Origin of the sequence: Bradyrhizobium sp. RDI18 (assembly GCF_043203335.1) — a bacterium.
Classification (GTDB): domain Bacteria; phylum Pseudomonadota; class Alphaproteobacteria; order Rhizobiales; family Xanthobacteraceae; genus Bradyrhizobium; species Bradyrhizobium retamae.
Map to the genome: position 1 here is coordinate 1,459,657 of NZ_JBICRN010000008.1, position 19,232 is coordinate 1,478,888.

Here is a 19,232-nt window from a genome sequence, read left to right on the forward strand (position 1 = left end):
CAGGGACGACAGCTCAGGCCGCCGCTGATACCACCCGGTTCCGTCCGTCGTGCTTGGCGCGATAGAGCGCGGTGTCGGCGCGCTTGAGCACGTCGGCGACCGGCTCGCCCTTGTGGTCCAGCGTCGCCAGGCCGATCGAGATCGTGACGTCGATCCGCTTGGTGCCCTTGTTGACCGCAAAGGTTTCGCTGGCGATCGAGCGGCGCAGACGCTCGGCGACCATGCCGGCGACGGTCAGGTCGGTTTCCGGCATCACGATGACGAATTCCTCGCCGCCATAGCGGCAGGCCAGATCGATGCCGCGGATCGACTTGCGGATGCGTACGGCGAACTCGCGCAGCACGTCGTCGCCGGCGTCGTGGCCGTAGGTGTCGTTGATGGATTTGAAGAAGTCGATGTCGAGGATCATCAGCGCAAGCGGCTTGCCGCGGCTCGAAGCCTGCTCGACGAGCGTCGAGAGATGGCTTTCCATGTAGCGGCGGTTGTGCAGCCCGGTCAGCGCGTCGGTGATCGCCATTTCGATCGAGTTCTGCACGTTGTCGCGCAGGTGGTCGGTGTAGCGTCGCTTGCGGATCTGGGTGCGCGCCCGCGCCAGCAGTTCGTTCTTGTCGACGGGGCGCAGGAGATAGTCATTGACGCCGATTTCGAGCCCGCGCAGCAGCCGCGCATTATTGTCAGCGTCGGAGATGGCGAGAATGGGCAACTGGCGGGTGCGCTCCAGCGAGCGCGCCTGGCTGCACAGCCGCAGGCCGTCGTAGTTCTCCAGGCTGAGAGAGACGATCAGCAAATCGTAATTGCCGTCAGCGGCGTGAAACAGCGCTTCCGCCGGATTGATTTCGACGTCGACGGTGTGCTCGGCGGCAAGGATCGGCGCCAGCCGCTCGTAGGACGACGGCCGGTCGTCGACAAGCAGGATCCGTCCGCCGACGCCCTTGTCGGCGATCGCGCTGCGCTCGGGCGCTTCCATGCCGATCTCGAGCGAGGTGATGGCGCGCATGCGCAGCTCATCGGTCATCATCTTCAGCCGCGTCAGTGACCGAACGCGCGCGATCAGAACGATGTCGGATACCGGCTTGGTGAGAAAATCGTCGGCCCCGGCTTCCAGCCCGCGGACGCGATCGGACGGGCTGTCGAGCGCGGTGACGATCACGACGGGAATGAAATGGGTGGCGGGGTTGGATTTCAGCCGGCGACAGACCTCGAAACCGTCCATGTCCGGCATCATGACATCGAGCAGGATGATGTCGCATTCGGAGCGCGAGCAGAGGTCGAGCGCCTCGGCGCCGTTGGAAGCGGTCAGCACGTCGAAATATTCGGCCGACAGCCGGGCTTCCAGCAGCTTGACGTTCGCAGGAACGTCATCGACGACGAGGATACGCGCAGACATTGAAACTCACCCCTACCCGATAAAACGCCGTACGGTTTCAATAAATTTGCCGACGGAAATTGGTTTGGACAGATACGCCTCGCAGCCGCCTTCGCGGATGCGCTCTTCATCGCCCTTCATCGCAAACGCGGTGACGGCCACCACCGGAATGGCGCGCAACTCCGGATCGTCCTTGATCCAGCGCGTCACTTCGAGGCCCGACACCTGCGGAAGCTGGATATCCATCAGGATCAGATCAGGGCGCAGCTTGCGGACGAGATCGAGCGCCTCGAAACCATTGCTGGTGCCGGAGGTTTGATAGCCATGCGCTTCCAACAGATCGCGAAAGAGCTTCATATTGAGCTCGTTGTCCTCCACGATCAGGACGGTTTTCGCCATCCCGTCCCTCCCTCATCCCAGGAAACAAGTCCGGCCTTTCGGCACGTCTTGCACCGACGCCGCCCCCTGTCGAAAACTGAATTCAAACTAGCGCCAGATTCGCTCTAAGCCGTTAAATCGATGCGCCAACTTTTACGAAGCGGTCCGATTGTTGAACACACTCCGCAGACTCGGGCATGATGGTTCCCAAATTAGAGACCATAAGTTAACGGAAAGGCAAACGATCTATTGAAAAAGCCTGTTCACAACCCTCGCGAAGTGGCTGAAATCGTTGCGGTTCAGGCGCTGAGTTTTATTGCCGGCGATCCTGAGAGGCTAGGCTTGTTCCTGGCTGAAACCGGCATCGGTCCGGAGACACTGCGCACCGCCGCGGCCGACCCGCAATTTCTGGCCTCGGTGCTGGATTTTGTGATGCGGGACGACGCCACCGTGAAGGCATTTGCGAGCGCCTCGCAACTACACCCGACCAACATCGCCGCCGCCCGCCAAGTGCTCGGCGATCCGCATTGGGAGCGCGACGTGCCGTGAGCGCGCAGGCGCCGCCAGCCTTAGATGATCCGCACGCGTTCTGCCGGGATTGCCTCGGCGACCTCGATATCAAGGCAAGGCGATGCAATGAATGCGGTTCCCCGCGCCTGGTGCGCCACCACGCCCTGCCCTCGCTGACGCTGGCGCATATCGATTGCGACGCGTTCTATGCCACAGTGGAGAAGCGCGACAATCCGGAACTTGCCGACAAGCCCGTGATCATCGGTGGCGGCAAGCGCGGCGTGGTGTCGGCTGCCTGTTATGTCTCGCGGACCTATGGCGTGCGCTCGGCGATGCCGATGTTTAAAGCGCTGGCGCTCTGCCCCCAGGCAGCCGTGATCCCGCCAAACATGGCCAAATATGTCCGCGTCGGCCGCGAGGTGCGGCAGGCCATGCAGACGCTGACGCCGCTGGTGGAACCGCTCTCGATCGACGAGGCGTTTCTCGATCTTTCCGGCACGCAGCGCGTTCACGGCATGATCCCGGCAAAAGTGTTGGCGCGCTTTGCCCGCGAGGTCGAGCGCGACATCGGCATCACCGTTTCCGTTGGCCTGTCCTGCAACAAGTTTTTGGCCAAGATCGCTTCCGATCTCGACAAGCCGCGCGGCTTTGCCGCCCTCGACCAGATTGAGGCCCGCGAGATGCTCGCCGACAAGCCGGTCGGCTTCATCTATGGCGTCGGTCCCGCGACCCAGGAAAAGCTGCTGCAGCGGGGGTTTCGGGTCATTGCGGACCTGCAGCGCGCCGACGAGATCGAGCTGATGAAGCAGTTCGGCGGCGAAGGCCGCCGGCTGTGGCGGCTGGCTCGCGGCATCGACGACCGCAGCGTGGTCCCCGACCGCGGCGCCAAGACGATATCGAGCGAAACCACGTTCGAAAACGACATCCGCGATTTCGCCACGCTGGAACGGCTGTTGTGGCGGCTGTCGGAAAAGGTGTCGTCCCGGCTGAAGAACGGCAATCTTGCCGGCTCCACCATCACGCTGAAGCTGAAGACCGCCGATTTCAGGCAGCGCACCCGCTCGCAATCGATTCAGGCGCCGACCCAGCTCGCCGCGAAGATCTTTGCGGTGTCGCGCGAAATGCTGGCCAGGGAGATCGACGGCACCGCCTTCCGCCTGATGGGCACGGGCGTCAGCGCGCTGCGCGAGGGATCGCGGGCCGATGATATCGACATGCTCGACCGCCGCTCCGCCCATGCCGAGCGCGCGATGGATGACTTGCGGAAAAAGTTCGGCAATGCCGCCGTGATCCGGGGCATTGCGTATCAGGGGCCGGCGAAGGAAGAGGATGAGGAGGAGTAGACGGTTCCCTCGCCGTTATTGCGAGCCACCCGGTCGGCGCGAAGCGCCGCCGGATGACAGGCTCCGCGAAGCAATCCATAGCCCCGCAAGCCGAAAGATGGATTGCTTCGTCGCTTCGCTCCTCGCAATGACGGAGTGAGAAGGCGCAGAGACGTCAATCGACGACCGCCACCGCCTCAATCTCGATCAACCATTCAGGCGCCGCGAGCGCCGTTACACCGACGAGCGTGCTCGCCGGCGGCTCCATGCCTTCAAAGAAAACCGAGCGCGCCTTGCCGATGATCGGACGGAGCTCCGGTCTATAGCCGACGACGAAAGTGGTGATCTTCACGATGTCAGCGTAACTCGCACCAGCGGCTTTCAGCGCCAGGCCGATATTCTGCATCACCTGCGTCGTCTGCGCGGCTATGTCACCCTCGCCGACCACCCGCCCCTCCTCGTCAGTGGACACCTGTCCCGCGATATAAATCGTGCGGGCGCCCGAAGCGGCGACGACGTGGGAGTAAGCCGGATTGTGGTGAAGGCCGCTTGGCCGAAGTTTTTCGAGCTTGCTCATGTTTGCGCCTCCCTGACGTGCATGGTTCGGCCGAAGCGTATCCGGGTCCGGTGCTCTCGACCAGACTGGTTGTCACAGGATACGCAGCACGCGTCCCAAGGTCTGACCCGAGGACGAGCCCCCTTGATTGCGGGGCTTGGATCCCTGACGCCAATTTTGCCCACCCTCAAGGAAAATACCCAACTAAGCGGCCTTGAACCGGCAAGAAATGATCAAATTTCTATCAAGTCTCCAACTTGTAGGGGCCCGTAGGTCGGGATGCGTCCACGAAACCCTACGCGGAAGGAGCGGAACATGGCCTTTTTAAAACGGGAGTTACATCGGCAGGTCAAAGGCCCGGAAATCACGGAGTTGGATTTTTGGAACCTGGTCTTCGACACCGACACCAAACGCTTGTACGTCGAACATGAATGGAGCTACCTGGATTCGCGTATCCGCGGCGTGGCGGACTATCGAACGGACGTAATGGACATCGCGGAGTATCTGACGCAGGGCGGTCAAACCGCTGGTCACCGAGAACTCTGGCGGTTGCTGCGAGCGATGTTCAAGGAACAGTTCGAACCTGAGGAGTATGACCGCCAAGCGGCACTTTCGGAGCAGCATCCTGCTCAGGAAGTCGAGCGGAAGTCGCCAAGTCCCTGACGCAGATCGTGATGAGAGCCTCGCCATCGTCACCCGTGCGGCGATTTTCCGAGCGCACAACAGGCCCATTCCTCATGGCATGACGGCAAAGCCAGCCCTCGGCTTCAGAAGACGGTCGACTTGCGCAGCGGTTGTCAGAGCATCTTGCCGACCACCTTGGTCATGTCCTCCACCGAGAAGGCTCGCAACGACTCGGTGCGAACATTGCCCAAGGCGCCGAGGCTCAAGCTAAGCGTCATGACGGAAAATTCATCCGGCGCATCGAGGATTGTCACAATGTCGTAGCGTCCCTGCGTCCAGAATAGCTCCTTTACGGTAATTCCGAAGGTCTCGGCCATTTTCCTGAAAGCCTCTGCCCGCTTCGGCGAATCCTTCGCGCTCCGGATTCCCTGATCGGTGAAGTTGGCAAGCACGACATACGTTACCATCCTGGCTCTCCCTGGTTGTAGGGTTCAACCGAACCTCCTGGCCGATCGCTCGTGGCCATCCATAGATCAGCGCTATTGGATACCCCTGCGCACAGACTGTCTCACGAAAACTGCTCAAGATCCGCTTTGAGCGCTACCAGGAAGCGAGCGGCTTCGCCGCCTGTCACGACGCGATGGTCGAAGGTGAGCGACAATGGCAACACGCGCCTCACCGCCGGCTGGCCTCGATAGGCAACCACCCCTTGGGTAATCCGGCCGGCGCCTATGATCGCCACTTGCGGTGGTACCACGATCAAGCTGGCGAAGCGGCCTCCGATCATTCCGAAGTTTGATAGCGTAATCGTCGCTCCGCGCAGTTCTCCCGGAGGTATCGAGCGCGCGACGGCGTCCGCCCGCATCCGGTCAAGCCCGGCTCGCAGGTCCGATACGTCCCGCTCGGCGACATTGCGCAACACCGGAACGATAAGACCACCCCCGGTATCGACGGCGATGCCGAGATCGATACGGTCGATCCGACGCCGTTCACCGGCGTCGGAATTGTACCAAGCATTGAGCGAAGGCTCCGTCTTGCAGGCGACCGCGATCGCGCGCACCAGTCGGATTGTCACGTCCTCGCCGGTTCGCCAATCGTCGATATCGGCCTCGTCGGTGACGCTGGCCGGAACGATCTCGGCATGAGCCGCTGTCATGCGCTGAGCCATCGCACGCCGCAAACCGCGCAGGGGTTCGGCAGGTCCGGTATGGGACAAGCCCTTGGCAGCCCTTTCCACATCCGCACGCGTGATGGTGCCGCCGGGTCCTGTGGCTTCGACCAGATCGAGGTCGACATCGAGCTTGCGGGCGAGCGCGCGCACCGCCGGAAACACCTGGGCTTTCTGTCCAGCCGCTGGCCCGAAGGGCGCCGCTGCTGCCGGCGGCGGCTCGCCGCCGCCAAGTTCGCCGACAATGGTGCCGGTGTCTTGCTCGGGGCCTTCGGCAAACTCGACAAGCGGCGCGCCTACCTTCACCACATCTCCCTTGGCGCCAAACAGGTGCAGGATGCGTCCGCTCGAGGGTGACGGCACCTCGACGACGGCTTTGTCGGTCTCGACCGAAACCAGTGGCTGATCGGTAACGACGTGATCGCCTTCGTTGACATACCAGTTCACGATCTCGGCCTCTTCGAGGCCCTCTCCGAGATCCGGCAATACGAACTGGCGCATGGGATAAACCCGCTGGCAATCAACTGAATTGGCACGCTTTACGCGCGGCCGTGACGATACGATCAACCGACGGCATCATGTGTTGCTCGAGCCGCGCCATCGGAACGATCGTGTCGTAGCCGGTGACGCGGGCCACGGGCGCGAGCAGAGAGGTCAGAGCGCGCTCGGCAATCAGCGCCGCGATCTCGGCTCCGAATCCGCCGGTGCGTGTCGCCTCGTGCACGATGACACAACGCCCGGTTTTTGCGACCGAACCGAGCACCGTGGCTTCATCGTAAGGCTTGAGCGTGGCGAGATCGATGACCTCGGCGGCGATGCCGTCGGCAGCCAGCGCGTCGGCCGCCGCCATGGTTTCCTTCAGCATCGCGCCCCAGCTAATCAGCGTGACGTCGCGGCCTTCCCGCAGGACAAAGGCGACATCCAGCGGCAAAGCCTCACCGTTATCTTCCACCTCGCCTTTCGCCGCGCGGTAGATGCGGGTCGGCTCCAGAAATACCACCGGATCGGGATCGCGGATCGCGGCGAGCAGCAGTCCGTAGGCGCGCTCCGGCGACGAGGGAATGACGACGCGCAAACCCGGGATATGGGCGAGCATCGACTCGGTGCTTTCGGAATGGTGTTCCGGCGCGCGAATGCCGGCACCATGCGGCGTACGCAGAACCATTGGGCAAGTTAGCCGTCCCTGCGTGCGGTTGCGGATTCGGGAGGCGTGGTTCGCCAGTTGATCGATACAGGGATACAGAAACCCCATGAACTGGATCTCGCCGACGGGCTTCAACCCCTGCGCCGCCATGCCGACACAGAGCCCGCTGATCAGGAGTTCGGCAAGCGGCGTATCGAGGACGCGCTCCGGGCCGAAGCGCGTTTGCAGGCCAACGGTTGCGCGGAAGACGCCGCCGTTGATGCCGACATCTTCGCCAAGCACGACGACATCAGGGTCATCCTCCATCGCGCGGGCGAGCGCCAGATTGACGGCCTCGACCAACGTCACCTCAGGCATCGCCCTCTCCCGCGAGTTGGCGGCGCTGCGCGGCGTACGTCTCGGGCAGCTCGGCATAGAGATGATCGAACATGGTTTCGGGTCGGCGCGGCTCCGTTGCCAGGTAGCGCTCAACCGCCGCCTCGACGCGCTCATGGCACTCCGCCGCGAGCTGTTCCTCGTCCGCCTTGCTCCACATTTTTTGACTGACGAGATAGCTCCTCAGGCGCGTAATCGGCTCTTCTTTCCAACGGGCCTGGACTTCGTCAGCCGAACGATAGCGTAACGCGTCATCGGAGGTCGTATGATCGCCGAGCCGGTAGGTGACCGCCTCGATGAAACGCGGGCCCCGGCCCTCACGGGCGGCGGCAATGGCGTCTTCGGCCGCGGCGCGCATCGCCACAACATCGCTGCCGTCCACCTGCTCGCCGATGAAGCCGGCGGCGACGGCTTTCTGCGCCAGCGTTTCGCAACCGGTCTGTAGTCGTAACGGGACGGAAATAGCCCATTGATTGTTGGTGGCGACGAACACGACCGGCAATTTGTGCACGCCGGCAAAATTCATCGCCTCGTAGACATCACCCTTCGAAGTGGCGCCATCGCCGAACATGCATACGGCGACGCGCGGCTGCTTGCGAAGCTTGAAGGCATAGGCAACGCCGGCGGCATGCGGCGCCTGCGATCCCACGGGAACGCAAAACGGGAAATCCTCGACCGGTCCGGAGAATTGATTGCCCCGCTCGTCCCCTCCCCAGAACAGCAGGATCTCCTCCAGCTTGACGCCACGCCAGATCAGCGCGCCATTGTCGCGATAGGAGGGCAACAGGACGTCCTCTGCGCGCATCGCGCTGGCTATCCCGACCGACACCGCCTCTTGGCCGAGCGAAACGGCGTACGTCCCGAGCCGGCCGGTGCGCTGCAATGCGACAGCCTTTCGGTCAAAGTTGCGGAGCAGCAGCATCGCTCGATAGAGCGCAGTGAGGAGGTTGGCATCGGAGGCGAATGCAGGGAGCGGCCGGTTAATCGAGCCGTCTGGCGCGAGGTAATTGCGGTGGCGCACCTCAAAGCGCGCGATGACGGGAAGTCCTCCGTCTGACATTTTTTTGCTGGCCACGTCCTCGCTCCCAGAGCGATTCTGCATCCCACAATTCGTAATTGGTGCTGGGCCGGAACAATACAAGATGGGCTCACCCATCTTGTATGGTCTTGTATGGTCGTTGCTGCACCGCGCTCGCGAGGCGGCCTTTACCACCGTGGAAACGACACCGCGTCAGTGGTATATCAAGCCATGGCAAATGGTCAGGTTGTCCTCGTAACAACTGAACCGTTGGGAGGCGGTGCACCCGTTCGCTCGGTCTACTATGTGGCTGAACGGGATCCGGCAAAGGCCGAGGCAATCATCGCAGCAATGATGGCCCCGAATGAAAGGGTCGAGGCCTGGGGGCCACTTCCGGCGGCGGCTGTCCAGGCGCTCGGATTGAAGCCCGGCGATTTCACGCGCGGGTGATATCAAGCAACAGTGTGAGACGCCGCGCGATCGCCGGGCGCGACCGTTTTCAGGATGCCGTCACTTGCAGGGTTTGGAATCCCTGACGTCGAACCGGCCCATGGCGCCGGCAATCACGAAATCGTTGTAATCGAGCATCAGCGCGCGGGAGACGCCGTTCTCAAACAGCTCGAACGACATGGCGTAAACCGGCGTCTGCTCGCCGTCTTTCGCCTTGGCGTCGCGGTCGTAATAGCTCACGGTCACGGGCCAGCGGGTCAGCGCCTTCATCTGGTCGTTCACGGTCGACGGATCGGGCGATGCAATGCTTTGGGTGCCCGGGATCGGTTTCCCGATCACCGACAGCGTGTTGTAGACTTTTTCGCCATTATCCGAGCCGTCATAGACCATCAGCTCCAGCACCGACTTGCCCGCCCGCGCGGCGGCGATGATGTGCTGGATCTGCTCGGTCGGGAACACGACCTTGCCGTCGAGCTCGAACGTCTTCGCAACCGGCTGTTTCAGCTTGACCGTGATGCGGTCGCCGACCCGTTCCGCCACGCCGTCGATCGGCGCGGAGTCGGTATCGTTCATGCGGGTGTCGATCTTGAAGCGATAGCTCTTGCCGGCGGCATCTTCCCAGGAATGCGAGCGAAGATCGCTCAGCGTCAGCCTGCCCTCGCCGCTGTCGAGTTCGGACACCTGGCGGAATTCGGAGGTGTAGCCCTCGCAGGCGCTGCCTGAAAAATTGTAGAGAATGCGCCCGCGCGCACCCGATATCGCATTGGATCCGCGCGACTTGACCAGCTTCAATTCATACAGCGCCTGGTGGGCGAGAAATGGCCCGCTGGCGCCAGCCAGCGCCGGACCGCTTGTGAAGCCTGAGAGCAAAGTGGCGGCAGCCGAAAATACCAAAGCACGAACCGGAATCGGGAACGAGCTAGCCATGTTCTATTTTTTCCTCGAGGGAGATTCGACTACATTAGTGACGGGTCCATTGCGCCGCAACTAGGGCGGCGCCACGAAAAACGCAAGAATTCGAGGCCGGGGCGCGCCGTTTTTTGGCATTTTCGGGCACGATCCGCTTCGATCGCCATGCGGACGGAAGCTCCACCGTCGCTTGCAAGACAAAGCGCGATGCGCGAAACAATGCGCCCCTGACCGCAGGTCAGGAACAGTCACATCAAGCGGGGATGCAAAACATGGCGGGTACGGTCGAACAGAAGCTGGCGGCACAAGGTATCGTCGTGAACGAGCCGCGCACCCCCATGGCGAACTATGTCGGATTCGTGCGCTCGGGAAACCTGCTGTTCGTCTCGGGCCAGGTCTGCGCCGACGCCGAAGGCAAGCTGATCGCCAAGGGCAAGCTCGGGGCCGGCGTCACGATCGAACAGGGATACGCCGCGGCGCAGGGCTGCGGCATCAACCTGCTGGCCCAGGTCAAGGCGGCGCTCGGCGATCTCGACAAGGTCGTGCGCGTGGTCAGGCTCGGCGGCTTCATCAATTCCGCGCCTGATTTTCTCGACGGGCCCAAGGTGCTCAACGGCGCCTCCGACCTGATGGTCACGGCATTTGGCGACAAGGGCCGGCACGCCCGCACCACGGTCGGCGTCGCTTCGCTGCCCTCGGATGCCGCCGTCGAGGTCGACGCGATCTTCGAAGTGTCCTGAAGCGGAGCAGGCTCTCGTGCGCGCGCCGGACTGGCTGACGGCAAGGCCGGTCGCTCATCGCGGCCTGCATGATATTTCGCGTGGCATCGTCGAAAACATGCCGGCGGCCGCGCAGGCCGCCGTCGGCGGCAATTTCGCCATCGAATGCGATATCCAGCTTTCGTCCGACGGCGAGGCGATGGTCCATCACGACAATGCGCTCGGCCGCCTCACCGACGGTTCGGGCGCGTTGCTCGGTATGACCGCGGCCGAACTCAAGGCCGTCAATTTCAAGGATACGCCAGAACGGATGATGACGCTCGGCGATCTCTGCGCGCTGGTCGCCGGCCGCGTGCCGCTGGTGATCGAGGTGAAAAGCCATTTCGACGGCGATCGCCGGCTGGTGAAACGGATGGCAAAGGTTCTCGCTTCTTATGACGGCCCGGCGGTCGGGATGTCCTTCGATCCGGATCAGGTGGTGGCGCTGCGGGAACTGATCCCTGGCCGCGCCCGCGGCATCGTAGCCGAACACGACTATACCGCCGAGGAGTGGCCGGAAGCGTCAGCGGAACAGCGCCGCGGCATGACGCATCTGCGCCACGCTTTTCGCACCCGGCCGCATTTCGTCGCCTATTGGGTGAATGAGCTGCCCGCGGCCGCGCCCTGGATCGCCCGCAACGTTTTAGGCCTGCCGTTGTTGGCCTGGACCGTGCGCACACCGGAGCAGCGTGCGCAGGCGGCGCGCTACGCCGACCAGATGATCTTCGAGGGGTTCCTGCCGGGAACCTGATCTGTCAGCGCCACCTTGAACTCGCCTGCCCGATGCACGATCTTTGCAGGGCGTTGGTCGCCATGCGCGCTGGCTGATCGCATGATGGGACCGGTTTGAATTTCTAGATGGCATCATCCGAAATCACCCTCGAGGCCGTCCCCTCCGCCAGCGACATCAAAGCTGCGGATTGGGACGCCTGCGCCAATCCGGCGGGCGACCCGAACGGCCTCGAAAACCTGGACACGCTGGCTGCGCGGAACGGCTCCTGCGCCGCTGCAAAGCCGGCCTATAACCCCTTTGTTTCTCATGCCTTTTTTGTAGCCGCGGAGGCTTCTGGCTCGGCCTGCGCCCGCACGGGCTGGGGCCCTCGGCATCTGCTGGCACGGCTCGACGGCGAGATCGTCGGCGTCGTGCCCTGCTATCTGAAAGCCCATTCGCAAGGCGAATATGTCTTCGACCGCGGCTGGGCGGATGCCTATGAGCGCGCCGGCGGTCGTTATTATCCCAAACTGCAGGTCTCGGTGCCGTTTACGCCTGCCACCGGCCCCAGACTTCTGATCCGCGACGGCGTCGACCGCAAACAGATCGGTTCGGCGCTGGCGCGCGGGCTAATGGCGCTGTGCAACGCGACCAACGCCTCCTCCGTGCATGTGACCTTTGCCCGCGAGGCTGAAGCGAAGTTGTTGGGTCAGCATGGCTTCCTGCAACGCAACGACCAGCAGTTTCACTGGCACAACGAGGGCTACGGTAGTTTTGACGATTTCCTGAACTCGCTGAATTCGCGCCACCGCAAAGCGATCAAGCGCGAGCGACGCGAGGCGGTCGCCGCCGGCGTCACGATCCACCGCTTGACCGGAGCCGATATCACCGAGGACGCGTGGGATGCGTTCTTCGCGTTCTATATGGAGACCGGCTCGCGCAAATGGGGCCGACCCTATCTGACGCGAAAATTCTTCTCGCTGATCGGCGAGAGCATGAGCCGCGACGTGCTCCTGGTGATGGCCAAGCGCAACGGCCGCTGGATTGCGGGTGCCATCAATTTCATCGGGTCGGACACGCTGTTCGGCCGCAATTGGGGCGCGGTCGAGCATCACCCGTTCTTGCATTTCGAGGTCTGCTACTATCAGGCGATCGATTTTGCGATCGAGCGCGGCCTGAAGGTCGTGGAGGCCGGCGCGCAGGGCGAGCACAAGCTGGCCCGCGGTTACCTGCCGCAAACCACCTATTCCGCGCATTTCATCGCCGATCCCGATTTGCGCCGCGCGATTGCCGACTATCTGAAGCGCGAGCGCGCCTATGTGGCCGAGGTCGGACGGGAACTGACCGAGGCCGGCCCGTTCCGCAAGGCCGCCGACGAGACTTGACCGGTTGAGCTGGCGACGTGAGATTTGAGATCAACCTTGAGGGAAGAAGCCCATGCCCGCCTACGACGCCAATAACCCTTTCGCAAAAATCCTGCGCGGCGAGTTTCCCTGCCACAAGGTTTATGAGGACGACCATGTGCTGGCCTTCCTCGACATCATGCCGCGTTCGCCCGGCCACACGCTGGTGATCCCAAAAGTCCCCGCCCGCAACATCCTCGACATCACGCCCGACGATTACGCCCATGTCGCGCGCGCCGCCCACAAAATCGCCGCAGCAGCTATGAAAGCCTTCAACGCCGACGGCGTTACTGTGCAGCAATTCAACGAGCCCGCCGGCGGCCAGGTCGTGTTTCATTTGCACATGCACGTGATGCCGCGCCACGATGGCGTGGCGCTGCTGCCGCCCGCCAGCCGCAAGGAAGACGTGAAAGTGCTGGAGGACAACGCGACCAAGCTGATGGCGGCGCTGGGGTAGCCGGGCGGTCTCACCCCGTCATTGCGAGCGCAGCGAAGCAATCCATCTCACAGCGAAAAGAAAGAATGGATTGCTTCGCTGCGCTCGCAATGACGGGAAGAAGCAATCACTCGGTCTCTATATCCCCGCCCTTCGGCTGCGCCAGCGGCGAGAACTCGCAGCGGTCCGGCTTGACGTCGAGCAGCGGCGTCTCGTCGAGGCAGTCGAGGCCGCGCACCAGGATTGTGTTGCCTTCGACGCCGACGAACTTCACGATCGAGGTGCCGATCGGATTGGGCCGTACCGGTGAGCGCAGCGAGAAGGTGCCGCGGGTCTTCCGGTTGTTCTTCGGGCTCTGCAGCACGAGATCGCGGCGCGAGTGATGCAGCCAATAGATCACTTCGAGATTTTCATAGAAGTCGACGCCCTTGATGGCAGGTACCCACGGCTCGAAAATCTCGAGCCGGCAGACCGGGCCGTCGTGGCGGCCCTGCCGCGGTGTCTCAAGCCGCGATTTCCAGGGCGTGCGGATGCGGCCGATGAAGACCAGCCCGGCATCGCGGGCCGGCGGCATGTCGACGGTAACTTCGCCCTCGCGGAGTTTGGTGTCCTGAACCATTGCCTAATCCAGTGAGATGGGCACCGCTCGCGTGCAACTTTTCTTGTCGGAGCGAGACAGTACCGGATTATGGGCCCTGCAATCAACCGAGCCACCATTTGCCGGCCAGAAGGATGATCTCGCCCGAGACCACGCCGGCAAAGATCGAGCGTCGCGTCTGCATGAACACCGCAAAGCCTGCGGCTACTGCGCCATAGCGCAGCCAGTCCGGCACGCCGGCCAGCGCGCCCGGCGGCTGCACCAGGATCTGCGCGATGACGCCGGCGAGAATCGCGGTCGCCACCGCCCTCACCCACACCAGGACTTCCGAGCCCTCGTCGACGCCGGCGCCGAACCACAGCCCGGCCATCCGCCAGATCTCGTTGGGCAGGAAGCCTGCAAGCACGAGCACCAACAGCGCGTGCGGGCTGCCGAAAAATTCGCTCATGCGCGCGCCCTCTCCCGCCACCAGTGCACGCCGTAGGCAATGCTGCCGGCGGTGACGCCGCTGATCAGGATGTCGACGCCGGTATGCAGCATCGACACCAGCGGAAACAACGAAAGCCCCAGCACCAGCGCCAGCACATCCGATATCTGTTTGCAGTTGCGCGCCGTCGACAGCAGGAACGCCAGCGGCGTCAGCAGCAGGATCGCCGCCGCAAACAGCGGCGGCAGCTTGGCGGCAAGTACGTAGCCAAGCGTAGTCGCGATCATGCATACAGTGACAAGTCCGCAGCCGAGGCCATGCGTGAACGCAATCCGCCGCTCGCGTGGTACCTTTGGCAGCAGCCGATAGCATTCGACCCAAAGCGTGACGGCGATGAAATGCGTCGCCAGCACGAGGTGGCGGCGCCTGGTCTTGGGTGTCTTCATCAGGGGCAACACCGATACCACCATCGGAAACAGCCGGATCGCGCTCACCGTCACCGCAATCGCCGCCTGAACCGCGGTCGCCCCCGAGCCGAGCGTCGAGATCAGGATGATCTGCGCCGGACCAGCCCAGACCAGCAGCGTGCTGCCGAGCACCCAGCCGAGGCTGAAATGGCTATCATGGGCCAGCGCGCCGATGCCGAGATAGGTCGCAAACAGCACCAGCGTGAGCACGGTGGATGCGACCGAACTCACGCCCCATGCGAAGGCGCGAAAGGGGCTTTTCCATTGGGGAGAGTCGGGTGGAGGCAGCGCCACGGATGACCAGATGGAGGTTTGAGTCGTGACGGGCATAGGGCTGGCGAATGCGGCCTGCGTCAAGCAAGCGCGGCTCAGGGCGGCTATGCAATCAATGGCAATTGCACTGTCATTCCGGGGCGATGCGAAGCATCGAACTATGGTGCGCAATTGCGCACCTGAGATCTAGTCCTCCGGACCATCCCGGAATGACGGAGCAAGTGACCTCACCCAGCCACGCCCCTGTTCCTTAGCACAAAGCACGCCCCGCCGGCCTTGCGGATGCGGTTGCAGAGGTCGTCGGCCTCGCCGCGGCTGTCGGCGCCGAAGCGCACCTGGTAGAACGTCGCCGGGCCGCGGCTGCGCAGGCGCGAGGCGAGAATGCTGGGGTCGCGATTGCCGATCACGCTCGAAAGGCGCGAGACCGCGCGCCCATACATCGCAAGCGCCTTGTCGCGTGAAAAGCCGGCGGCGAGCTGCACGCCCCACAACTTCGCGGCGGCGAGCTTCACGCGCTGCTCCAGCCCGGCGATAAAGGGATTGGGAACCTGCTTCAAAAGCGCCATCAATTCGCGGCAGCTCGATGTCGGGATCTCGTTCGGGCTGCTTGCCGCCCTTTCCCGCCGCGGCCCACTCCTCCACCGTCGAACCAGTGATGGCGACGACGTAGTTGCGGGTCTCCTGCGGCATCCCGCCAGTACCGGCCAGCCATTCCTGCACCCGCCGCGGTCCGGCATTGTAGGCTGCCGCCGCGAGCCCGAGATTGCCGAATTGATTGCGCAACTCGTCAAGAAACTCGGCCGACTTCGGCAGCGCCTGCACGGGATTGAAGGGATCGAGCAGGCCGCGCTCGTTCGCCGTTCCCGGCATGAATTGCGCAATGCCCTGCGCCCGCGCGCCGCTGCGCGTCACCGGCCCCACCGCATCGGACTGAAAGCGGCTCTCCTGCCAGATCACGCGCGCGAAGAACTCCAGCGGCAGGTCCGACGCCCTCGCCGCCGACTCGATCATCAGGCACATCGCCTCGCGCGCCTCGCTCTCGCGCGCGGTGGCCGGCTTTTGGCTAGCTGTCGCGCTCGACCGGGTAGCCTCACCCGCGTCCTCCGCGAAGGCGTTCGCAACTGAGGACAAAAGCCACAGCGTGCACCATAGGGCGCGAAGAAATCGACCTCTTTGCATGGCAGTTCGCAATCCGGGAATGCGTATTGCGGTGGAAACGTTGGTCAAACGATCATGGCTTGCAGGCGGATCCGCCACCTCTCCGCTGCGCGCCGCCTTTTTTGCGTTGCAATTGCTCCGAAATCCCCGCCATCGGAACCGCCGTTAATTTACGTTAACGCCGCATTTTGCGGCGGCCGGACTTTTACGGGCAACAAAGCGGGGTAAAAGTCTCCTCACTTTTTTGGGAGACTTCCAATGCAGGACCGGCGCGAGAGCGTGCGCGACAAGGTGATGTATGGCGGCGTCGCCGAGATCGGCGAATGCGGCGCGACGCGCGAATGCATCGTCCGCAATATCTCCGATCACGGCGCGACCATCGAATTCAGCAATGACGTGCAGTTGCCGAAAGAGCAGCTCTCGCTGCGCATCGCGCGTAAGGGTCGCTCCTTCCTCGCCAGGGTCATCTGGTGGCGCGACAATTTCGTCGGTGTCGCATTCCATGGGCAAAGCCCGGCCGAGCCGGTCTCCGACCTCGAGGAGCGGCTGCGCAGAAGCGAGATCAAGAAGCGGCAGCTCCAGCGCCGGATCGACGAGTTGCTCAGCGAGCGCTGAAGCTGCAAGATGCCAAAAGAAAAGGCCGGCTGTCGCCGGCCTTTTTGCATTCTCTCGTCGCGTCGCTCGGTCGAACCGCGATCACACCTTGACCAGCGGACCCTTCGAGGCTGGACCCTTGGAGCCGCCGCCCCCGTTGGGACCGCCCGGCTTCGGCTTGCGCTTGCGCGCTCCCGGCAGCTTCTCCGGCTTCGGCGTGACCGGGCCCTCGACGAACTCGAAGCCGATCTTGTCCTTGTCCTCGGCGTCCTTGACCAGCACGACGCGCACATGGCCGCCGCCCTTGAGCTGACCGAACAGCACCTCGTCTGCCAATGGCTTCTTGATGTGCTCCTGGATCACGCGCGCCATTGGCCGCGCGCCCATCTGCTCGTCATAGCCATGCTCGATCAGCCAGGCCTTGGCGGGCTCGGACAGCTCGATGGTGACGTCGCGATCGGCAAGCTGCGCCTCGAGCTGCAGCACGAACTTCTCGACCACCATGCCGATCACGTCGGCGTTGAGATGGGCGAACGAGACGATCGCGTCCAGCCGGTTGCGGAATTCGGGGCGAACTGCCGGTTGATCGCCTCGTGGTCGTCGCCTTCCCGCTTGTTGCGCGTGAAGCCGAAGGCCTGCCGCGCGAGGTCGGCGGCGCCCGCGTTGGTGGTCATGATCAGGATCACGTTGCGGAAATTGACCTGCTTGCCGTTGTGGTCGGTGAGCCGGCCGTGGTCCATGATCTGCAGCAGCACATTGTATAGATCCGGATGCGCCTTCTCGATTTCGTCGAGCAGCACCACGCAATGCGGATGCTGGTCCACGCCATCGGTCAGAAGGCCGCCCTGGTCGAAGCCGACATAGCCGGGAGGCGCGCCGATCAGGCGCGACACCGTGTGCCGCTCCATGTATTCAGACATGTCGAAGCGCAACAATTCAACGCCGAGCGAGGCCGCGAGCTGTTTTGCGACTTCGGTCTTGCCGACGCCGGTCGGACCGGAGAACAGGTATGAACCGATCGGCTTCTCCGGCTCGCGCAGGCCGGCGCGCGCCAGCTTGATCGAGGCGGATAGCGACTCGATCGCCTTGTCCTGGCCGAACACCACGCGCTTCAGCGTCTGCTCGAGATGCTTCAGCACCTCGGCATCGTTCTTTGACACGCTCTTGGGCGGAATCCGCGCCATGGTCGCGATCGTGGTCTCGATTTCCTTGATGCCGATCGTCTTCTTGCGCCGGTTCTCGGCGACCAGCATCTGCGCCGCGCCCGACTCGTCGATCACGTCGATCGCCTTGTCCGGCAGCTTGCGGTCGTGGATGTAGCGCGACGACAATTGCACCGCCGCCTCGATCGCCTCATTGGTATATTTCAGCCGGTGATAATCCTCGAAATAGGGCTTCAACCCCTTCAGGATCGCAATCGCGTCTTCCACCGTCGGCTCGTTGACGTCGATCTTCTGGAACCGGCGCACTAGTGCGCGATCCTTCTCGAAATGTTGACGGTATTCCTTGTAGGTCGTCGAACCCATGCAGCGGATCGTGCCGGAAGCCAGCGCCGGCTTCAGCAGGTTGGATGCGTCCATCGCGCCGCCGGAAGTGGCGCCCGCGCCGATCACGGTGTGAATTTCATCGATGAACAGGATGGCGTTGGGATGCGCTTCCAGTTCCTTCAAAACCTGCTTCAGCCGCTCCTCGAAATCGCCGCGGTAGCGGGTGCCGGCGAGCAGCGTGCCCATGTCGAGCGAGAACACGGTGGCAGCGGCCAGCACTTCCGGCACTTCGGAATCGACGATGCGCTTGGCCAGCCCTTCCGCAATCGCGGTCTTGCCGACGCCGGCCTCGCCCACGAACAGCGGATTGTTCTTCTGCCGACGGCACAGCACCTGGATAGCACGGTTGATCTCGGCATTGCGCCCGATCACCGGATCGATCTTGCCGTCCCGCGCCTTCTTGTTCAGGTTGACGCAATAGGTTTCGAGCGCTTCGCCCTTCTTCTTGGCGTCCTCGTTGCCCTTGGTCTCGGTCTCCTCGTCGACGCCGCGCACCGGGCGCGCTTCGGAGACGCCGGGCCGCTTGGCGATGCCATGGCTGATGTAGTTGACCGCATCGTACCGCGTCATGTCCTGCTCCTGCAGGAAATAGGCGGCGTGGCTTTCGCGCTCCGCGAAAATCGCGATCAGCACGTTGGCGCCGGTGACTTCCTCGCGCCCTGAGGACTGGACGTGTATCACCGCGCGTTGAATCACGCGCTGGAAACCGGCCGTCGGCTTGGCGTCGTCGGCGCCGTCAGTCACCAGATTTTCGAATTCGGTCTCGAGATAATTGACGAGGCTGGTGCGCAGCTTGTCGAGATCGACGCTGCAGGCGCGCATCACCGCAGCCGCATCCGAGTCATCGATCAGCGACAGCAGCAGATGTTCGAGCGTCGCATATTGATGATGGCGCTCGTTTGCAATCGCCAATGCACGATGCAGGGATTGTTCAAGGCTTTGGGAAAAAGTTGGCATTCGCGTCCTCTATGGCCCCCGGTCATCATGATCGCCATTACCCGGTGAGGCAACAACAACCTTCGTCATCCCCTGTCATATA

General features: G+C 63.0%; 19 protein-coding genes and 2 pseudogenes. 8 read left to right on the forward strand and 13 right to left on the reverse strand.

Features of this window, described 5'->3' with window-relative positions:
• Positions 1-13: 13 nt before the first annotated feature.
• Both ACFXS9_RS15925 and ACFXS9_RS15930 read right to left on the reverse strand, forming a co-directional pair.
• Positions 14-1,387 (reverse strand): PleD family two-component system response regulator, encoded by a 1,374-nt coding sequence (locus ACFXS9_RS15925; protein ID WP_334374901.1) that lies wholly within the window; start codon positions 1,385-1,387, stop codon positions 14-16.
• Between the two features lie 12 nt (positions 1,388-1,399).
• Positions 1,400-1,765: a response regulator gene (locus tag ACFXS9_RS15930; protein WP_027538546.1), complete on the reverse strand. Its 366-nt coding sequence runs from the start codon at positions 1,763-1,765 to the stop codon at positions 1,400-1,402.
• Positions 1,766-1,993: 228 nt separating this feature from the next.
• Here ACFXS9_RS15930 and ACFXS9_RS15935 point away from each other — a divergent pair, with 228 nt between their 5' ends.
• Positions 1,994-2,293, forward strand: a complete 300-nt coding sequence (locus ACFXS9_RS15935; RefSeq protein WP_028345605.1) for a DUF3572 domain-containing protein — start codon at positions 1,994-1,996, stop codon at positions 2,291-2,293.
• A complete protein-coding gene (locus ACFXS9_RS15940) occupies positions 2,290-3,597 on the forward strand; it encodes a DNA polymerase IV (protein ID WP_392690205.1) in 1,308 nt (435 codons plus the stop codon). Before ACFXS9_RS15935 ends, ACFXS9_RS15940 begins: the two co-directional genes overlap by 4 nt.
• A 154-nt stretch (positions 3,598-3,751) precedes the next feature.
• Here the strand turns inward: ACFXS9_RS15940 and ACFXS9_RS15945 are convergent, their stop codons facing one another.
• Positions 3,752-4,153: a RidA family protein gene (locus tag ACFXS9_RS15945; RefSeq protein WP_213286426.1), complete on the reverse strand. Its 402-nt coding sequence runs from the start codon at positions 4,151-4,153 to the stop codon at positions 3,752-3,754.
• A gap of 294 nt (positions 4,154-4,447) precedes the next feature.
• Here ACFXS9_RS15945 and ACFXS9_RS15950 point away from each other — a divergent pair, with 294 nt between their 5' ends.
• Entirely contained in the window at positions 4,448-4,795 is a 348-nt protein-coding gene (locus ACFXS9_RS15950; RefSeq protein WP_392690207.1) for a hypothetical protein, read from the forward strand.
• 134 nt (positions 4,796-4,929) lie between these two features.
• Here ACFXS9_RS15950 and ACFXS9_RS15955 read toward each other — a convergent pair whose 3' ends face one another.
• From ACFXS9_RS15955 to ACFXS9_RS15975, 5 genes are all read right to left on the reverse strand, one after another.
• Positions 4,930-5,223 (reverse strand): GYD domain-containing protein, encoded by a 294-nt coding sequence (locus tag ACFXS9_RS15955; RefSeq protein ID WP_392690209.1) that lies wholly within the window; start codon positions 5,221-5,223, stop codon positions 4,930-4,932.
• A 101-nt stretch (positions 5,224-5,324) separates the two neighbouring features.
• Positions 5,325-6,425 (reverse strand): dihydrolipoamide acetyltransferase family protein, encoded by a 1,101-nt coding sequence (locus tag ACFXS9_RS15960; protein WP_392690211.1) that lies wholly within the window; start codon positions 6,423-6,425, stop codon positions 5,325-5,327.
• Between the two features lie 19 nt (positions 6,426-6,444).
• Complete coding sequence (locus ACFXS9_RS15965) at positions 6,445-7,425, reverse strand: alpha-ketoacid dehydrogenase subunit beta (protein WP_392690213.1); 981 nt, start codon at positions 7,423-7,425, stop codon at positions 6,445-6,447.
• On the reverse strand, positions 7,418-8,503 hold the full coding sequence (gene pdhA / locus ACFXS9_RS15970) for a pyruvate dehydrogenase (acetyl-transferring) E1 component subunit alpha (protein WP_392699804.1): 1,086 nt from the start codon (positions 8,501-8,503) through the stop codon (positions 7,418-7,420). The genes ACFXS9_RS15965 and pdhA overlap by 8 nt, the downstream gene beginning before the upstream one ends.
• Positions 8,504-8,971: 468 nt before the next feature.
• Complete coding sequence (locus ACFXS9_RS15975) at positions 8,972-9,838, reverse strand: cell envelope integrity EipB family protein (RefSeq protein ID WP_392690215.1); 867 nt, start codon at positions 9,836-9,838, stop codon at positions 8,972-8,974.
• Positions 9,839-10,092: 254 nt separating this feature from the next.
• On the opposite strand from ACFXS9_RS15975, the gene ACFXS9_RS15980 reads away from it, so the two are divergent.
• From ACFXS9_RS15980 to ACFXS9_RS15995, 4 genes are all read left to right on the forward strand, one after another.
• Positions 10,093-10,560: a RidA family protein gene (locus ACFXS9_RS15980; protein ID WP_213286420.1), complete on the forward strand. Its 468-nt coding sequence runs from the start codon at positions 10,093-10,095 to the stop codon at positions 10,558-10,560.
• 16 nt (positions 10,561-10,576) lie between these two features.
• Positions 10,577-11,329 (forward strand): glycerophosphodiester phosphodiesterase family protein, encoded by a 753-nt coding sequence (locus ACFXS9_RS15985; RefSeq protein WP_392690217.1) that lies wholly within the window; start codon positions 10,577-10,579, stop codon positions 11,327-11,329.
• Between the two features lie 107 nt (positions 11,330-11,436).
• On the forward strand, positions 11,437-12,675 hold the full coding sequence (locus tag ACFXS9_RS15990; RefSeq protein WP_392690219.1) for a GNAT family N-acetyltransferase: 1,239 nt from the start codon (positions 11,437-11,439) through the stop codon (positions 12,673-12,675).
• 52 nt (positions 12,676-12,727) lie between these two features.
• Positions 12,728-13,150: an HIT domain-containing protein gene (locus tag ACFXS9_RS15995; RefSeq protein ID WP_392690221.1), complete on the forward strand. Its 423-nt coding sequence runs from the start codon at positions 12,728-12,730 to the stop codon at positions 13,148-13,150.
• A gap of 106 nt (positions 13,151-13,256) precedes the next feature.
• Here ACFXS9_RS15995 and tsaA read toward each other — a convergent pair whose 3' ends face one another.
• From tsaA to ACFXS9_RS16015, 4 genes and pseudogenes are all read right to left on the reverse strand, one after another.
• Positions 13,257-13,748, reverse strand: a complete 492-nt coding sequence (gene tsaA, locus ACFXS9_RS16000) for a tRNA (N6-threonylcarbamoyladenosine(37)-N6)-methyltransferase TrmO (RefSeq protein ID WP_392690223.1) — start codon at positions 13,746-13,748, stop codon at positions 13,257-13,259.
• Between the two features lie 82 nt (positions 13,749-13,830).
• Positions 13,831-14,175, reverse strand: a complete 345-nt coding sequence (locus ACFXS9_RS16005) for an AzlD domain-containing protein (RefSeq protein WP_392690225.1) — start codon at positions 14,173-14,175, stop codon at positions 13,831-13,833.
• A complete protein-coding gene (locus ACFXS9_RS16010) occupies positions 14,172-14,915 on the reverse strand; it encodes an AzlC family ABC transporter permease (RefSeq protein WP_392690227.1) in 744 nt (247 codons plus the stop codon). The genes ACFXS9_RS16005 and ACFXS9_RS16010 overlap by 4 nt, the downstream gene beginning before the upstream one ends.
• A gap of 206 nt (positions 14,916-15,121) precedes the next feature.
• Positions 15,122-16,073 (reverse strand): annotated as a pseudogene (locus tag ACFXS9_RS16015) (transglycosylase SLT domain-containing protein).
• Between the two features lie 237 nt (positions 16,074-16,310).
• On the opposite strand from ACFXS9_RS16015, the gene ACFXS9_RS16020 reads away from it, so the two are divergent.
• Positions 16,311-16,667: a PilZ domain-containing protein gene (locus ACFXS9_RS16020; protein ID WP_392690229.1), complete on the forward strand. Its 357-nt coding sequence runs from the start codon at positions 16,311-16,313 to the stop codon at positions 16,665-16,667.
• Positions 16,668-16,748: 81 nt separating this feature from the next.
• On the opposite strand, the pseudogene clpA reads toward ACFXS9_RS16020, so the two are convergent.
• A pseudogene (clpA, locus tag ACFXS9_RS16025) lies at positions 16,749-19,150 on the reverse strand (ATP-dependent Clp protease ATP-binding subunit ClpA).
• Positions 19,151-19,232 lie beyond the last annotated feature (82 nt).

Coding starts and splice junctions, on each gene's coding strand:
- ACFXS9_RS16020 (WP_392690229.1), top strand. CDS start 16,311: ATGCAGGACCGGCGCGAGAGCGTGCGCGACAAGGTGATGTATGGCGGC.
- ACFXS9_RS16005 (WP_392690225.1), bottom strand. CDS start 14,175: ATGAGCGAATTTTTCGGCAGCCCGCACGCGCTGTTGGTGCTCGTGCTT.
- tsaA (WP_392690223.1), bottom strand. CDS start 13,748: ATGGTTCAGGACACCAAACTCCGCGAGGGCGAAGTTACCGTCGACATG.
- ACFXS9_RS15950 (WP_392690207.1), top strand. CDS start 4,448: ATGGCCTTTTTAAAACGGGAGTTACATCGGCAGGTCAAAGGCCCGGAA.
- ACFXS9_RS15965 (WP_392690213.1), bottom strand. CDS start 7,425: ATGCCTGAGGTGACGTTGGTCGAGGCCGTCAATCTGGCGCTCGCCCGC.
- ACFXS9_RS15945 (WP_213286426.1), bottom strand. CDS start 4,153: ATGAGCAAGCTCGAAAAACTTCGGCCAAGCGGCCTTCACCACAATCCG.
- ACFXS9_RS15980 (WP_213286420.1), top strand. CDS start 10,093: ATGGCGGGTACGGTCGAACAGAAGCTGGCGGCACAAGGTATCGTCGTG.
- ACFXS9_RS15995 (WP_392690221.1), top strand. CDS start 12,728: ATGCCCGCCTACGACGCCAATAACCCTTTCGCAAAAATCCTGCGCGGC.
- ACFXS9_RS15925 (WP_334374901.1), bottom strand. CDS start 1,387: ATGTCTGCGCGTATCCTCGTCGTCGATGACGTTCCTGCGAACGTCAAG.
- ACFXS9_RS15960 (WP_392690211.1), bottom strand. CDS start 6,425: ATGCGCCAGTTCGTATTGCCGGATCTCGGAGAGGGCCTCGAAGAGGCC.
- ACFXS9_RS15955 (WP_392690209.1), bottom strand. CDS start 5,223: ATGGTAACGTATGTCGTGCTTGCCAACTTCACCGATCAGGGAATCCGG.
- pdhA (WP_392699804.1), bottom strand. CDS start 8,503: ATGTCAGACGGAGGACTTCCCGTCATCGCGCGCTTTGAGGTGCGCCAC.
- ACFXS9_RS15990 (WP_392690219.1), top strand. CDS start 11,437: ATGGCATCATCCGAAATCACCCTCGAGGCCGTCCCCTCCGCCAGCGAC.
- ACFXS9_RS15975 (WP_392690215.1), bottom strand. CDS start 9,838: ATGGCTAGCTCGTTCCCGATTCCGGTTCGTGCTTTGGTATTTTCGGCT.
- ACFXS9_RS15930 (WP_027538546.1), bottom strand. CDS start 1,765: ATGGCGAAAACCGTCCTGATCGTGGAGGACAACGAGCTCAATATGAAG.